This is a genomic window from Pseudomonas guariconensis (assembly GCF_900102675.1).
Classification (GTDB): Bacteria; Pseudomonadota; Gammaproteobacteria; order Pseudomonadales; family Pseudomonadaceae; genus Aquipseudomonas; species Aquipseudomonas guariconensis.
The window spans coordinates 235,025-250,540 of record NZ_FMYX01000005.1 but is presented as its reverse complement, the minus strand read 5'-3'; the positions used below and the strand labels follow the sequence as shown (position 1 = coordinate 250,540).

The 15,516-nt window shown below is 64.5% G+C and carries 14 protein-coding genes; 8 read left to right on the top strand and 6 right to left on the bottom strand.

The window, feature by feature from the left end:
- Nucleotides 1-5 precede the first annotated feature (5 nt).
- The 3 genes from tcuB to BLS27_RS10965 form a co-directional block, all read right to left on the bottom strand.
- Entirely contained in the window at nt 6-1,187 is a 1,182-nt protein-coding gene (gene tcuB / locus BLS27_RS10975; RefSeq protein WP_090344709.1) for a tricarballylate utilization 4Fe-4S protein TcuB, read from the bottom strand.
- A complete protein-coding gene (gene tcuA, locus BLS27_RS10970) occupies nt 1,168-2,622 on the bottom strand; it encodes an FAD-dependent tricarballylate dehydrogenase TcuA (RefSeq protein WP_090344706.1) in 1,455 nt (484 codons plus the stop codon). Before tcuA ends, tcuB begins: the two co-directional genes overlap by 20 nt.
- Before the next feature lie 148 nt (nt 2,623-2,770).
- On the bottom strand, nt 2,771-3,691 hold the full coding sequence (locus BLS27_RS10965) for a LysR family transcriptional regulator (protein WP_043215834.1): 921 nt from the start codon (nt 3,689-3,691) through the stop codon (nt 2,771-2,773).
- 213 nt (nt 3,692-3,904) lie between these two features.
- On the opposite strand from BLS27_RS10965, the gene BLS27_RS10960 reads away from it, so the two are divergent.
- The 6 genes from BLS27_RS10960 to BLS27_RS10935 all read left to right on the top strand — a co-directional run bounded on the left by BLS27_RS10960 (nt 3,905) and on the right by BLS27_RS10935 (nt 9,559).
- Nucleotides 3,905-4,840 (top strand): cyclase family protein, encoded by a 936-nt coding sequence (locus tag BLS27_RS10960; RefSeq protein WP_090344703.1) that lies wholly within the window; start codon nt 3,905-3,907, stop codon nt 4,838-4,840.
- Nucleotides 4,841-4,965: 125 nt separating this feature from the next.
- Nucleotides 4,966-6,138 carry an MFS transporter gene (locus BLS27_RS10955; RefSeq protein WP_090344700.1) on the top strand — a complete coding sequence of 391 codons (1,173 nt, stop codon included), beginning with the start codon at nt 4,966-4,968 and terminating at the stop codon, nt 6,136-6,138.
- A gap of 73 nt (nt 6,139-6,211) precedes the next feature.
- Nucleotides 6,212-7,117, top strand: a complete 906-nt coding sequence (locus BLS27_RS10950; RefSeq protein WP_043208918.1) for a LysR family transcriptional regulator — start codon at nt 6,212-6,214, stop codon at nt 7,115-7,117.
- Between the two features lie 92 nt (nt 7,118-7,209).
- Nucleotides 7,210-8,007, top strand: a complete 798-nt coding sequence (locus BLS27_RS10945) for an SDR family NAD(P)-dependent oxidoreductase (protein WP_090344698.1) — start codon at nt 7,210-7,212, stop codon at nt 8,005-8,007.
- A 21-nt stretch (nt 8,008-8,028) separates the two neighbouring features.
- The gene (locus tag BLS27_RS10940) at nt 8,029-8,436 is read left to right on the top strand and encodes an SRPBCC family protein (protein ID WP_043208925.1); all 408 of its coding nucleotides are present in this window, start codon (nt 8,029-8,031) and stop codon (nt 8,434-8,436) included.
- Nucleotides 8,437-8,572: 136 nt separating this feature from the next.
- Nucleotides 8,573-9,559 carry a zinc-binding dehydrogenase gene (locus BLS27_RS10935; protein ID WP_090344695.1) on the top strand — a complete coding sequence of 329 codons (987 nt, stop codon included), beginning with the start codon at nt 8,573-8,575 and terminating at the stop codon, nt 9,557-9,559.
- A 28-nt stretch (nt 9,560-9,587) separates the two neighbouring features.
- On the opposite strand, the gene BLS27_RS10930 is transcribed toward BLS27_RS10935, so the two are convergent.
- The 3 genes from BLS27_RS10930 to lhpH form a co-directional block, all read right to left on the bottom strand.
- Nucleotides 9,588-10,373: an SDR family oxidoreductase gene (locus BLS27_RS10930; protein WP_043208929.1), complete on the bottom strand. Its 786-nt coding sequence runs from the start codon at nt 10,371-10,373 to the stop codon at nt 9,588-9,590.
- Between the two features lie 230 nt (nt 10,374-10,603).
- Nucleotides 10,604-11,614: an aldo/keto reductase gene (locus BLS27_RS10925; protein WP_090344693.1), complete on the bottom strand. Its 1,011-nt coding sequence runs from the start codon at nt 11,612-11,614 to the stop codon at nt 10,604-10,606.
- Between the two features lie 170 nt (nt 11,615-11,784).
- Entirely contained in the window at nt 11,785-12,792 is a 1,008-nt protein-coding gene (gene lhpH / locus BLS27_RS10920; RefSeq protein WP_090344691.1) for a trans-3-hydroxy-L-proline dehydratase, read from the bottom strand.
- 265 nt (nt 12,793-13,057) lie between these two features.
- On the opposite strand from lhpH, the gene BLS27_RS10915 reads away from it, so the two are divergent.
- A complete protein-coding gene (locus tag BLS27_RS10915; protein WP_341845458.1) occupies nt 13,058-14,470 on the top strand; it encodes an MFS transporter in 1,413 nt (470 codons plus the stop codon).
- 259 nt (nt 14,471-14,729) lie between these two features.
- Nucleotides 14,730-15,506: an ABC transporter substrate-binding protein gene (locus tag BLS27_RS10910; RefSeq protein ID WP_043208937.1), complete on the top strand. Its 777-nt coding sequence runs from the start codon at nt 14,730-14,732 to the stop codon at nt 15,504-15,506.
- Nucleotides 15,507-15,516: the final 10 nt, after the last annotated feature.

Below are 15,516 nucleotides of genomic sequence, written 5' to 3'. Positions count from 1 at the left end.
ATGGCTCATTCCCCTCCCAGACCCAGGTCATTGGGGCGGCGCTTTTCGATCGCGAACTTGAGCAGTGCCGCGCTGCGGAACAGGCCATGGGCGAACTTGCCGTAAGGCAGCGTGATGAACAGCGCCATGACCGTGCCCAAATGGATCGCCAGCAGGATCGCCATCGCGGCGGTGTCGCGCAGGCCCAGCAGGGCAAGGCCCGTGACGCTGACCAGCAAGAGCAGCAGGATGAACGCCCGGTCCATGGGCCGCTGGGCCACATCGCCCTGCTCCGGCGCCCGGCGCAGGTTCAGCGCCAGTAACCCGGCTGGCCCGACGACCAAGCCAAGCCCACCCAAGGTCCCCAGCAACACCGGTGCGCTCAGCAGCGGATACGGCACCGGGTAGCCCCACAGGTAGTGGTAGCCGGTGGCGACCGCTGTGGCAGCGAAGCACAACAGGAAGCCGTAGAAGGTGAAGTGATGGAAGCGCCGGCGCCAGAGGGTGTAGCGATCATCGGCGTTGTTGCAGCCCTGGCCATGCCCACCGTCCAGATACTTCAGGGTCAGCGCCGCGCTCGAGGCCTCGAGCACCGCTCCCTTGGCCGGTTGCGCCTGGGCCTGGGCAGGCGAGACCGAGCGCCAGAAACGACGCACCGCCACCGCCAGCGCCACACCTGCGGCGGCAAAGACACTGCCGAACATCAACGCCAAGGTGTTGTGCGGGAAGACCGCATAGAAATTCCCCGCCAACCGCCCGGGCAACAGCGTGCCGTTGGCCCACAATGCCAGCAGCAAAAACAGCGACAAGGCCACTGCCAAGGCACTGGCGACATAGGTGCCGTTGTGCCGATACAGCCGCCCGAAGAGGCTCGGCCAGGCGTATTCGGCGTAGGTCTGCCCGCGCACCTTGGCCATGGCTTGGGGCACGTTGACGGCGAATTCGTGGGGCTGGGCATACTGACAGGCGTGCAGGCAAGCGCCGCAGTTGTGGCACAGGTTGGCCAGGTAATGGATATCGGCCTTGCCGAACTCCAGCCTGCGGGTCATGGCCGGGAACACGGCGCAGAAGCCCTCGCAGTATCGGCAGGCATTGCAGATCCGCATCTGCCGGTCCACTTCCTGCTCCTCAAGGTTCAACACCGGGATCAGGGCGAGGGCTGGCTGCTCGGCATCAGGTTGGCGGGGTTCAGGCAGTTGTGCGGTCATGGCGATTCTCTTGTTCTGGATATACATGGCCGGCAGCCGCCGCGGCGCTGGTCCCGGCGATGCGGCCGAAGGCAGTGCCGATGGACATGCCGACACCCGCGGTGTAGCCCTTGCCGAGCACATTGCCCGCCATCATTTCGCCGGCGACGAACAGGTTCGGGCTGGGCTGTCCAGCGAAATGGACCGCGGCGGTTTCGTCGGTGCGCAGCCCCAAGTAGGTGAAAGTGACGCCAGGACGCAGCGGGTAGCCGTAGTAAGGAGGGGTATCGATCGGTCGTGCCCAGTGGCTCTTCACAGGCTCCAGGCCCAGGGTGTGGCAGTCGTCCAACCGGGTGTGGTCGAAGGTGCCCGCCTGGCAGGCTCGGTTGTAGGCCCGCACGGTGTCGACGAAGGGCTGCACGGGCAAGCCGAGCAGGCCGGCCAGGGCTTCCAGGCTATCGGCGGTAGCCCCCGGGAAGACCGGGGGCATGAAGCGGCCAAGGGCTTTCTGGTCGATGATCGAGAAGCCCACTTGCCCGGGCTGTTGGGCCACCAGCCGTCCCCAGATGGCATAACGCTTGGGCCAGAAGTCTTCGCCTTCGTCATAGAAACGCTGACCGTCGCGATTGACCACCACGCCCAGCGACACACAATCGATGCGCGTACAGATGCCGCCGTCGTACAGCGGCGCACGGGCATCGATCGCCACCATGTGCGCCTGTGTCGGGTCGCCGATCGTGTCGGCGCCGTGTTCGATCATGCGGCGCAACAGCACCCCATCGTTGAAACGCGTACCGCGAATCAGGAAATTGTCCGAAGGCCACTCCCCTCGTTCGTTCTGTCCCCAGACCTCGCGCAACCACTGGCGGTTGGACTCGAAACCTCCGGCGGCGAGCACACAACTGCGCGCCTCGATGCGTTCGGCGGGCAAGTGTCGGCCTTGGACTTCACGCGCCGGCACGTGCGCGGCAACGAAGCGTCCGTTGTGCAGTTCGATGTCGGCGACGGGGGTGTCGTAGCGAATCTGTACGCCCAGATGCTCGGCACTGCGAAAGTACGCATTGACCAGCGCCTTGCCACCGCCCATGAAGAACGCGTTGGTTCGAGCGGTATGCAGCGCACCGGATAACGACGGCTGGAAGTGCACACCATGGCGGCGCATCCAGTCGCGGCAATTGGAGGACGCGCGAATCACCAAACGCGCGAGCGTTTCGTCGGTCTGGCCACCGGTGACCTTGAGCAGGTCCTGCCAGAACTCTTCTTCCGGGTATGACTCGACCAGCACGTCCTGCGGCTCATCATGCATGCAGCGCAGGTTGCGGGTATGTTGGGAATTGCCGCCCCGCCAGGCACGTGGGGCCGCTTCGAGCAGCATCACGCTGGCTCCGGCCTCCCGCGCCATCAGCGCGGCACAGAGGGCGGCATTGCCCCCTCCGATGACAAGCACATCGATCATTTCGCCTCCAGATCACGAGGAGCCGACTGTTCGGGTGCTCCTCGTGACCGGGGACTCTAATGAGCGGGCATGGACGGCGAAACGCGATCGCCGAGGGGAGGCATTCAGTTTTGCTAAACGGTCCTGGGCGGCAATGGCGTGCCCAGGCTCAAAGTAACCGGGCGCCCGGCCATCGCCCCTGCTCCACCAGCTCCCGTGCGAGCTCCTGCAGAACGATCCGGGTCGCCAACGCCGCTGGCGAAAGTTCGTCATCGGTGAGGCTGACGATCACGTTGCGCCGCTGCGCCTGAGCCTCATCGATGGCGAACACTCGCAAGCCCGCCTGGTGCGCCCGGGCCACCGTCGCGCCGGGCTGGATGGTGGCGGCATGACCTGCACAGACACAATCCATCAACAGCGACAGGCCATCGATTTCCATGACGATGTTGGCCTCCAGCCCGGCCCCCTCGAAGATCGAACGCAGTGTCGTGCGCAGGCCATGCTGTGTGCTGGGCATCACCAATGCAAGCGTCGCGATCTGTTCCAGCGTGAGGGACTCGCCCCAATCGGCCTTGACCAACGGGGCGGGAACCAGAACGAACAGCCGCTCGTTCAGAAGCGGCCGGACATCCAGGCGTGGCCCCGACTCCGCTTGGAACAGCACCGCCAAGTCGAGGTGTCTGGCATTGAGTTGGTTCATCAGGTAGCCAGAGAGCATTTCCACCAGATGCAGACGGATATCGGGATAGCGTTCGCGCATCCTGTCGATCAAGGCCAGACCGAGAATCGAGGCGGTGGTCGGCGCCAGCCCCACGCTGGCATAGCCACTCATGCGCCCGCTTTGCGCGGCAAGAACGGCATGCTCGGCCTGGCGAAGCGCCAGGCGTGCGTGGTACTCGAAGGCCAGGCCCGCCGCCGTCGGCGAGACGCCCGTGCTCGAACGTGTCAAAAGCCGGGTACTCACCTCGCTCTCCAGCTTCGACAGTTGCTGGCTCAAGGCGGAGGCGCCGACCCCGAGCTCGATTGCAGCCCTGCCCAGGCTGCCGTACTCCAGGACACTCAGGAAATAGCGAAGCTGACGTAACTCCATACAGGTCTCTTTCAACGAAGGGGCCGATCCGCAACCATGTTAAAGGCATTTGGATCGGTTGCGCTTGATCGCTGCGGGAGCGGGCTCACCTGCGACTGAGGCTTCGCTCCTTGACCCGTACGCAAAAGTCATTGTCCCGCCCGCTGCTTTTTCTCCCCCCTGCACCCGCCCAGAATCCGTCCCTGACATCACTTCCCGATCAGGAGAATCCGGATGAACTACTTCAAGCCCCTGCTTCTGGCCGCCGCCCTGGCCACCACCGCCCAGGCCACCCTGGCAGCCGACTGGCAGGATTCGCCTTATGGCAAGCAGGACGAAATCGGCGCCGCCAACCTGCTGACCCCCGAGGTGGTCAAACAGGCCGTGGGTCTGGTCAAGACCGGCAAGACTTACCCCTTGGCCGTGCCTGTGAGCAAGGACCTGCCCGCCTTCCGCCATCGCAGCTTCCACCTCTACAACATCCAGCCCGGCGAACAGGCCGGCCAGACGCTGGGCAAGAACAAGTTCAGCTTCAACGATGAACTGGTCAACGGCTGGACCGGCGTCGGCACCCAGCTCAACGGCATCGGCCATATCGGTATCGACAACGTCTACTACAACGGCAACAAGGCAGCGGACTTCGTCACCGTCGAGGGCGTCACCAAGCTCGGCGTGGAGAAAGTACCGCCCATGGTGACCCGCGGCGTGGTGCTGGACATGACCGCCTACTACGGCAAGGCCATCGTGCCGGGTGGCACATCGTTCACCGTGAACGACATCAAGGCTGTGCTGAAGAAACAAGGCATCACCCTGCGCAAGGGCGATGTGGTGCTGTTCAACACCGGCTGGCTGGAGCTGATCGGCAAGGACAACCAGCAGTTCCTCGCTACCGAGCCCGGCATCGACCTGCCAGCAGCCCAGTGGCTCGCCGACCAGGGCATCGTCGCCTTTGGCGGTGACACCTGGGCCTCGGAGGTCTACCCCAACCCCACAGGCGAAGAGTTTCCGGTCAACCAGTTCATGCTGGCCAAGCGCGGTATCTACAACCTGGAGCTGATCGACACCCGCGCCTTGGTGCGCGACAAGGCCTTCGAGTTCCTCTTCGTGCTGGGCCAGCCGCTGTACAAGGGCTCGACCCAGGTCAACATCAATCCGGTGGCCATCCACTGATCGCCGCCCAGGCGATCGTTGATTTCAAATCAAAAGTCCTTGGCGCAGTCGTGACTTAATCGGCCTGCCGGCCGTTGCCATACTGCGCCTCACCTTCACACACTTCGCCCCCAGGAGCCTTTGCAATGAAACCCGGACACGTCCTGTTCGCCCTGGCCATCGGGGCCTTTGGTATCGGTACCACCGAATTCACCCCCATGGGCCTGCTGCCGGTGATCGCCGAAGGCATCGATGTCAGCATCCCCAGCGCCGGCATGCTGGTGACCGCCTACGCCGTCGGCGTGATGGTCGGCGCACCGATCATGACCTTGCTGTTCAGCCGCTTTGGCAAGCGCGGCGCACTGATCGCGCTGATGGCCATCTTCACCGTGGGCAACCTGCTGTCGGCCCTGGCGCCGGGCTACGGCACGCTGCTCGCCTCGCGCCTGGTCACCAGCCTCAACCACGGCGCCTTCTTCGGCCTGGGTGCGGTGGTGGCCGCCAGCGTCGTGCCTCGCGACAAGCAGGCCAGCGCCATCGCCACCATGTTCATGGGTCTGACCATCGCCAATATCGGCGGCGTCCCCGCCGCCACCTGGATCGGCCAGCAGGTCGGCTGGCGTCTAGCCTTCGCCGGCACTGCGCTGCTTGGCATCCTGGCCATGACCGCCCTGTGGTGGGCCCTGCCCAAGGGCGAGCGCGGCAGCGTGCCCGATGTGCGTCGGGAGCTCGCAGTGATCGCCCGGCCGAACGTGCTGCTGGCCATGGCCACCACGGTGCTCGGTGCTGGCGCGATGTTCACCCTGTACACCTACGTCGCCCCGGTGCTGGCGGACCTCACTGGCGCTTCGGACCGCTTCGTCACCCTGGGCCTGGTGCTGATCGGTGTGGGCTTCACCCTGGGCAACAGCCTCGGCGGTCGCCTGGCCGACTGGTCGCTGGACGGCTCGGCACGTCTCTTCCTCGGCGTACTGGCGCTGATCATGGTGCTGATGCCGTTCGAGCTCGGTTCCCACGTCGGCGCGGCGCTGGCCTTGCTGGTCTGGGGCATATTCACCTTCGCCGTGGTACCGCCGCTGCAAATGCGCGTGATGATCGCCGCCAGCGAGGCTCCGGGCCTGGCCTCGTCGATCAACGTGGGCGCCTTCAACCTCGGCAATGCGGTGGGGGCAGCGCTGGGTGGCGCGGTCATCAGCCTGGACCTGGGCTACGCCGCGGTACCGGTCGCCGGCGGCATGCTGGCGGCAGGCGGCCTGCTGCTGGTCTGGCTGGGCGGACGCGGCAAGGTCGCCGCCAGGGCCGTGGGCGAGACCGTATAGTTCCCCCACCTGAGGAGGCTAGCCAAGGCAGAGCTGTCCGCGTAAAACTTTGGGCAGTTCCCTTGGAGGTCTCATGCAAGATCTACGTCAGTTGCGCTACTTCGTCGCTGTCGCCGAATGCGAGAACGTTGGACGCGCGGCCGAGCAGCTACACATTTCACAATCCCCCCTTAGCCGGCAGATCGCCCAGCTCGAAGACAACCTGGGCCTTGCCCTGTTCGAGCGGCGCAATCAGCGCCTGTACCTGACCGCCGACGGCCGCACCTTCCTGTCCGAAGCCCGCGGCCTGCTCAAGCACGCCGAACGCCTGGAGTCGCTGGGCAAGCGACTGGGCCGGGGCGAGGAAGGCGGCTTGTGCATCGGCTACGTCAACCACGCCATCCATGCCGGCGTGCTGCCCGGCGCGGTGCGGGCCATCCGCAGCGAACGTCCGAACATCCATATCGCCCTGTACAACATGACCCCGCGCGAGCAGTTCGAAGGCCTGCGCCAGCGCAGCCTGGACATCGCCCTGGTCTGCGAGCCCCCGCCCAGCACCGACCCCGACCTGCGTGGCCACCCCGTGCTGGACGACCCTCTGCTGCTGGCCATCCCCGCCGGGCACCCCTTGGCCATCAAGGCCGAACTCACGCCCGCCGACCTGCATGAGCAGGAATGGATCATCACCGGCGGCCAGCCTGACCAGATCAACAAACGCGACGATTTCATCGCCCGCTGCGCCGACGCAGGCTTCACCCCGCGCCTGTCGCTGGAGGCCAACGACCCGCTGAGCGTGCTCGGGCTGGTGTCCGCCGGGCTGGGCCTGGCGATGGTCCAGAGCAGCCTGTCCGCCAGCGCAGGCTCCACCGTCGTGCTGCGCAAGCTGCCGTGGTTCAGCCCCTGCGTGCAGTTGTGGGCAGCCTGGCACCAGGTAGACCTGCGGCCAATCGTGGGCGTGTTCCGCGAGCGGGTGCTGGCGCTGGCAGAAGAGACCGCATAGGTCTTAACTCAGTCGAATTAAGTCTTTTACAGTCTTACCAGACCGCCCTAGCATGGCTCCCATCGATGCAACTCATCCACAGGAGCCATTCCATGAACATCGACCTTGGCGGACGTACCGCCATCATCAGCGGCTCGACCGGCGGTATTGGTCTGGCCATCGCCCGCGGCCTGGCCCGCGCCCACGCCGACGTAGTCATCGCCGGCCGTAGCCAGAAGTCGGTCGACGCCGCCCTGGCCGAGCTGCACGCCCAAGGTGGCCGCGGCAAGGTCCACGGCGTGGTGGCCGACCTGGGCACCGCCGAAGGCGCCCAGACGCTGTTCGACGCCCACCCGAGCGCCGACATCCTGGTCAACAACTTGGGCATCTACGATGACGTCGACTTCTTCGATGTCCCCGACAGCGAGTGGAGCCGCTTCTACGACACCAACGTGCTGTCCGGCGTGCGCCTGGCTCGCCACTACGCACCGGGCATGGTCGACAAAGGCTGGGGGCGGATCCTGTTCATCTCCTCCGAATCCGGCATTGCCATCCCGGCCGACATGATCAACTACGGCGTGACCAAGGCCGCCAACCTCGCCGTCTCCCACGGCCTGGCCAAGCGCCTGGCCGGCACGGGCGTCACCGTCAACGCGGTATTGCCTGGCCCGACGCTCACCGACGGCGTTGCCACCTTGGTGGCTGAAGCAGCCAAGGTGTCCGGCCGCAGCATTCGCGAAGAGGCGGACAACTTCGTGCGCACCGCTCGCCCGAGCTCGATCATTCAACGCGCCGCCGAAGTGGACGAAGTCGCCCACCTGGTGGTGTACCTCGCATCCCCCTACTCCTCCGCCACCACCGGTGCGGCCCTGCGGGTCGACGGCGGTGTGGTCGACAGCCTCGCTATCTGAATTCAACTGGAGAATCCCATCATGGCCAACGCCTACGCATCCTTGAAAACCCAACACAGCCCTGATCACGTCTGGGCCCTGATCGGCGGCTTCGACAGCCTGCCCGACTGGCTGCCATTCATCCCTGAAAGCCTCTCCAGCGAAGGCGGCCGCGTACGCTCGCTGAAAGATCCGGAGGGCAATGCCATCATCGAGCGTCTGATGGCCTTCGATGAACACCAGCGCAGCTACAGCTACTCGATCCTCACCAGCCCGTTCCCGGTAACCGACTACCTGTCGACCCTGCGGGTCAAGGCCGACGGCCAGGGCAGCCTGGTGGAATGGCTCGGCGAGTTCACCCCGGTTGGCGTGAGCGACGAGGAAGCCATCGCACTGTTCACCGGCATCTACGAAGGTGGCCTGCAAGCCCTGGCCAAGACCCTGGGCTGAGATGAACACAAGGGGCCGCCACGCAGCGGCCCCTCGTCATTGTTGACCGCAGGTCAACAGGCCTTTGCGCCAACACTGCTGTTTCCCCTCGCAACACCTCGCTACCCTCCCCCTTCTTCCCCCAAGAGGACTCCCCATGTCCACCACGCATCGAGCCTGGGGCTGGACCCCGGGCGCCGGCCTGGACGGCCTTGAGCTCATCGACAAACCCCTCCCCAAACCCGGCCCCGGTCAAGTATTGGTGGCCAACCGTGCCATCGCCCTGAACCCGGTGGACTGGAAGATCTGCGAATGGGGCCATGCCGATTGGCGCCAGGGCACCGTGCCCGGCGTCGACGGTGCCGGCCTCGTTGCCGCCGTCGGCGAAGGTGTCGACCTGCCCTTGGGCACCCGTGTCGCCTATCACCAGTCGCTGTCCCGTGATGGCAGCTTTGCCCAGTACTGCCTGCTCGACGCAACGCTGGTGATGCACATCCCCGCCAACCTCGACGATGCCGCCGCAGCCGCCATCCCCTGCCCGGCGCTCACTGCCTGGCAGGCCTTGGCCAAAGTCGCCGACGGCGCCTCACGTGATGTACTGGTGGTGGGCGCGGGTGGTGCGGTGGGCTTCTACCTTGTTCAGCTCGCCGTGCAGCGCGGTCTGCGCGTATGGGCCACCGCTGGCGAGAAACACCATGACCGCCTCAGGCAACTGGGCGTGATAGGTGTATTCGACTACCGCGCCGAGGACTGGCAGGCACACCTGCAAACCGCCCTGGGCGAACGCCCGCTGCATGCACTGTTCGATACCGTCAGCGGCGCGCATGCGGCGAGCCTAGCCTGCCTGCTTGGCTACAACGGCCATCTGGTATGCATCCAGGACCGCCAGGAAACCGCGCCGCTGCCTGCCTTCAGCACAGCGATCTCGTTGCATGAAGTCGCGCTCAACAGCATCCACGCCCACGGTCGACTGCTCGATCGCCAGGCGTTGAAGGTCGAAGGGGAGCGTTTGCTGCAAATGGTCGCCGAGGGCCGACTGGTAATGCCACAGCGCCTGGACTTTGCCTTTGATGCGCTACCGAGGGCATTGCGCCAACTCAAGGAAGGTCATGCATCGGGCAAGTGGGTGACGCGGCTGGGGTGATCCAGCCGCTTCGCCCAGGCGTGCTAGGTCAGAAAGTGCCCGGGTAGGCACCGCCGTCGATCAGCAGGTTCTGCCCGGTGATATAGCCACCATGGACGCTGCACAGGAAGGCGCAGTACGCCCCGAACTCCTTGGCATCGCCGAACCGCGCCGCCGGGATTGCCTGGCGACGTGCCTGGGTGGTTGCCTGCAGGTCGCCGCTGACCTGGCTGGCCGCCTGCAAGGTCTTTTGCAGGCGAGCGGTGTCGAAGGCGCCTGGCAGCAGGTTGTTCAGGGTCACGTTGCGCCCGGCCAGACGTTGCTGGCGGGCGAGCCCTGCGATGAAACCGGTCAGGCCGCTGCGCGCACCATTGGACAGCCCCAGGATATCGATCGGCGCTTTCACCGCGCCCGAGGTGATGTTCACCACCCGTCCAAAACCGCGCTCGGCCATGCCATCGACCACGGCCTTGATCAGCTCGATGGGCGTGAGCATGTTGGCGTCCAAGGCCTTGAGCCAGTCTTCCCGATCCCAGTTCCGGAAATCGCCTGGTGGTGGGCCACCGGCGTTGTTGACCAGGATATCGACCTGCGGGCAGGCGCTGAGCAGGGCTTCGCGCACCGCAGGCTCGGCCACATCGCCAGCGACCGTGCGGACTTCGATGCCCGGGAAGCGGCTACGCAGTTCGGCAGCCGCCTGCTCCAGGGTGGTGGCAGTGCGGGCGTTGATCACCAGGTTGACGCCCTCGCCGCCCAGGGCCTCGGCGCAGCCCTTGCCCAACCCTTGACTGGCGGCGCAGACGATGGCCCAGCGGCCCTTGATACCTAGATCCATGTTGGCTCCTCGTTGATTGATGCGTTGGACCTTACCACGCGCGCAAGCACGCTTTCCCCTGTGAAAGAAGCGCCTGCACGGGCCATCCTGGCATTACAACGCTCCACACCGAGAGGACGACGAGTTACAACGCGCGGCACGCTCAACGCATGAAAACGCCGCGCGTGCCCCATCGGCCACGCGCGGCGCGGATGTTGACAGGGCTGCGGCGCAGCCCTGCCCCGTCATGCTCAGGCGGCCGGAACCGGTGCCAGGGCGTTGATCAGGCCTTGTTGACGCAGGTCGTTCCAGAACGCCGCCGGGATCACTGCGCTCAGCGCGGCATGGTCTTCGTTAGCGTGCGCCACGCGGGTAGAGCCAGGAATGGCCGCGACCACAGCCGGGTGAGCCAGGGCGAACTGCAAGGCGGCGGCCTTGACCTCGACGCCATGGGCACGCGCCACAGCACGGATACGCTCGAGCTTGGCCAGTACCGCTGGGGTGGCTTTCTGGTACTCGAAGTGCTCGCCACCGGCGGTCACGCCAGAGCTGTAGGGGCCGCCGACGACGATGCCGACGCCCTGCTCGACCGCCTGCGGCATGACACGTTGCAGAGCGCGGTCATGATCGAGCAGCGAGTAACGGCCGGCGAGCAGGAAGCCATCGGGTTGCGGCTCGTCAAGATCCAGGGTCAGTTCGATCGGTTCGACGCGGTTCACACCCAGGCCCCAGGCCTTGATCACGCCCTCTTCACGCAGGCGGGTGAGGACGCGGAAGGCGCCTTTGCGGGCCGTCTCGAAACGCTCCAGCCACTCGTCACCGTAGAAGTCCTGGGCGATGTCGTGAATCCAGACGATGTCCAGGCGGTCGGTCTTCAGGCGGCGCAGGCTGTCTTCGATCGAACGCAGGGTGGCATCGGCACTGTAGTCGTTGACGATGCGGTTGCGGTTGCCGTGTTCGAACAGGCCGCTCTTCTCGCCCAGCTCGCGGCTGGTGGGGTCTTCCAGTTCGTCGAGGATGATCCGGCCGACCTTGCTGCTGAGCACGTACTCGTCACGTGGACGACCGACCAGGGCATCGCCCAGACGCGACTCGGAGAGACCAGCGCCGTAGAACGGCGCGGTATCGAAGTAACGCACGCCGTTGTTCCAGGCGGCATCGACGGTGGCTTGCACCTCGTCTTGGGGTACGTCGCGGAACATGTTGCCAAGCGGTGCGGTGCCGAAGCCCAGTGGGTTGGCGATAAGCGATTTGAGGCTCATTGATGTCTTTCCTGATGAGGGGAGTCAGTTGTGAACTCCAGTGGCCGTCATCCTATGCCTCCCCCACCAAGACCGTCCAAGTCATAATTCGACAGACTTCAGACCTCTAAAGCAACACCCGTGTGGAGGCAAGAGCGGTGCCCCAGCAAAGCGACCTCTTGCCCTTTTCATTAACGCACGAGGAAGCCGTGCTTCTGCGGATCGCGATCATCGATGATCCAGTTGCAAAACCCAGAGATGTAAGCGTTGCCCGATACTTCAGGAATCACCGCTGGAATGTCGCCCACGGTGGTTTCCTGGATGACCTTGGCGGTGAAGACCGAACCGATCACCGACTCGTTGACCAACACCTCGTCCTTGCCCAGCAGCCCGCGCAGATAGAGCTGCGCGACCCGGCCACTAGTGCCTGAACCGGTCGGCGAGCGGTCCACTTCGCGATCGGCGAAGATGCAACAGTTGGCCTGGGTGGACTCAGCGAAACGCGGCGCGCCATCGATGATGGTGCCGTAGATATGGTTGATTTCCGGGATGTCCGGATGCACCACAGCGAATGCAGCGTTGGCCGCCTGCTTCACTTGCGCGCCGAACTGCTTCAGTGTCTCCACCGCGGACTCGCGGATCTCCAGGCCATGCGGCGCGCCGCTGGTGTAGAAATAGAAGGCGCCACCGTAGGCGATGTCCCCTGTGACCTCACCGAAGCTTGGGGTCGTGACGGTCACATCGCGCTTGTAGATGAACGACGGCACGTTGATGAAGCGTACGCCGTTGGCGTGCTTGCCATCCCACTTCACGAACGCTTCGATGAAGCCACAAGGGGCATCGATACCCACACGCGTTTCCGGCTCGGTACGCTCGACCCAGCCCAGTTCGACCGCTGCCGTCGCCAGTGCGATAGTGCCGTGACCACAGTGGTCGCTGTAACCCTCGTTGTGCAGAAAGATGATGCCGAAGTCCGCCGTGGGCGAAACCGGTTCGGTAAGGTAGCCGCCATACATGTCGGCGTGACCGCGAGGCTCGAACATCAGGGCCTGGCGGATGTCATCGGCGTTTTCCCGCAACCAGGCACGGCGCTCGACGATGGTTTTGCCCGGCATGCGCGGCAGCCCGGATGTCACGATACGGAACGGCTCGCCACCGGTGTGGACTTCGACGGTACTGATGCTGCGGGTGATTTGCATGGATGCGTCTCCTTGAATGCGCTGCGGATCGATCCTATGCCTGCAAAATTACCGATAACAACAGGACTCTCGGCACAAGATGTAAGGAAAGGCCCATTAGCGCGCTTCAGACCCCATGCCATCGAGCATGCGCCACAGGGTTGGCCGATTCAAATTCTCACTGCCCAGGATGCCGATATTTAATTTCAAGCGCCGGGTGACATTTCCTAGTATGTGCCAGGCGCCTTGCCGCCTCCCTCGTTCAGTCCCTGCCAAGAGTCTCGCCGTGTTCGCCTTCAAGCAGACCACCCTGCCGCCCCCCGGCGAAGGGGTGCCAAAACCTCAAAGGCTCATCGCCGTCATCGCGATCATGCTCAACATCGCCATGGCCAACCTGGAAACGGCGATCGCCAACACGGCCTTGCCGACCATCGCCGCCGACCTGGGCACCACCGACGCCCAATCGATCTGGGTGGTGAGCATTTATCACCTGGCGATGATCGCCGCCCTGCTGCCACTGGCTTCGCTGGGAGACATCGTCGGCTACCGGCGCATCTCCATGGCGGGCCTGGTGCTGTTCATCCTGGCGTCGCTGCTGTGTGGCCTGGCCCCGTCGTTCGAGTGGCTGCTGGTCGGTCGCCTGGTACAAGGTTTGAGCGCCGCCGGGATCCTGGGTGTGGGTGTGGCGATGACGCGTTTCGTCTTTCCCAATCACATGCTCGGGCGCGGCATGGGGGTCAATGCGCTGGTCGTGGGCGCCTCGCTGGCTGCCGGACCGAGCGTGGCTTCACTGATCCTGAGCCTTGCCAGCTGGCACTGGCTGTTCCTGATCAATGTCCCGGTGGGCTTGGTCGGCGTGTTTCTCGGCCTGCGCTCGCTGCCGCCCACCCCTACCAGCGCGCGGGCATTCGATGCCATGGCCGCAGGGCTCTGCGCGCTGTTTCTTGCTGCCCTGGTGTATGCCGTGAATGGCCTTGCCCAAGGCGGGCCATGGAGCGTCACGCTGGGCAGCGCGGTGCTCGCCGGGCTTTGCCTGTGCCTATTGCTGCGGCGCCAGGCCGGTCATCCCGCGCCGATCCTTGCTCTTGACCTGCTGCGCCAGCCGCTCTACGCGCTGTCTGCCGCCAGCGCTGCGGCGTCGCTCACGGCGCAGAGCCTGGCGTTCATCGCCCTGCCCTTCATGTTGCAGCACCAGTGGGGGCTCTCCCAGGTCGAGACCGGATTTCTGATCACGCCTTGGCCTGCCATGGCCGCGCTCATGGCCCCCATCGCTGGAAGGCTCTCGGACCGCTACGCGACCGGCACCCTCACCGCCATGGGCATGGGCATACTGGGGATCGGCCTGGTACTGCTCTGCACCCTACCGTCTTCGCCCGCGCCATGGGACATCGCCTTGCGCATGGCCGTATGTGGCGCGGGGTTCGGGTTCTTCCAGTCGCCGAACATGCGCGACATGATTTCGTCGATCGCACCGCAGCGCAGCGGTGGGGCGGGCGGCCTGTCGAGCACAATGCGAATGCTCGGGCAGGTATTGGGCGCGGCGTTGGTGGCGGGGTTCTTCCAGGTGTACTCCGCCCAGGGCGCTTTTCTGGCGCTGTGGGCCGGCGTTGCGTTTGCGGCCTTGGCGTGCGTGGCGAGCGTGTGCAAGTCCCTTGTCTGCGACAAACAGCTGCGAATAAGCGCCTTGCAGGGCCGCTAGGCTCTGCGGGAAATCTATCGGCACCTGTCCGTACGATGTTGCACTGGTGCTCGAAATGCGATTCCCAGTGTTCTCCACACAACCTCCTCGATGAGTAAGACGCGACAGTCTTAGGCGCGCGCTTTGCGCAATCAGGAGCTGATACTTTTATTTTCACAATCGTTGATTTGTGAAATTAAACGTGTCATTTTCTCTTCGCACCGAGCCGCACCCCGCAAAGAGGCAGGCCGGTAACGCCCTATCCACCGGAGACAAGAATATGAACAAGACCGGACTTCTAGGCGCATTGGCGCTGTGTGCCTGCAGCGCGTTGGCTCAGGCCGATGAAGGAAGCCTGCGCATCGGCATCGAGGCGGCTTATCCGCCCTTCGCTTACCGCACGCCCGAAGGCGAGCTGGCGGGCTTTGACTACGATATCGGCAACGCCCTGTGCGCGCAGATGAAGGTCAAATGTCAGTGGGTGATCCAAGAGTTCGACGGGATGATTCCGTCATTGAAGGTACGCAAGATCGACGCCGTGTTGTCGTCGATGTCGATCACTGAAGATCGGCTCAAGTCGGTCGACTTCACCGACAAGTACTACCACACCCCCGGCAAGTTCGCGATGAAGGCCGGCAGCCAGATAACCGATCCAGTCCACGACCTCAAAGGCAAAAAGCTCGGCGTGCAGCGTGCCTCTACCTATGACCGCTTCGCCACCGAGCAACTGGAAAGCGCGGGTGTGGAGGTGTTGCGCTACGCCTCGCAAAACGAAGCCTTCCTCGATCTGGTGGCCGGCCGGCTGGACGCCACCCTGGCGGACATCGTCAATACCGAAGAGAGCTTCATCAAGACGCCCGCTGGCCAAGGCTTCGCACTGGTCGGCCCGGACATCAGCGACCCACGCTACTTCGGTCGGGGCGCGGGGATCGCCGTGCGCAAAGGCGATCACGCCAATCTGGCGCGATTGAATGCCGCCATCGCAGCCATTCGTGCCAATGGGACCTACCAGCAGGTGCAAAGCAAGTACTTCCCATTCGACATCTATGGCCAATAGCGCCGGCTAA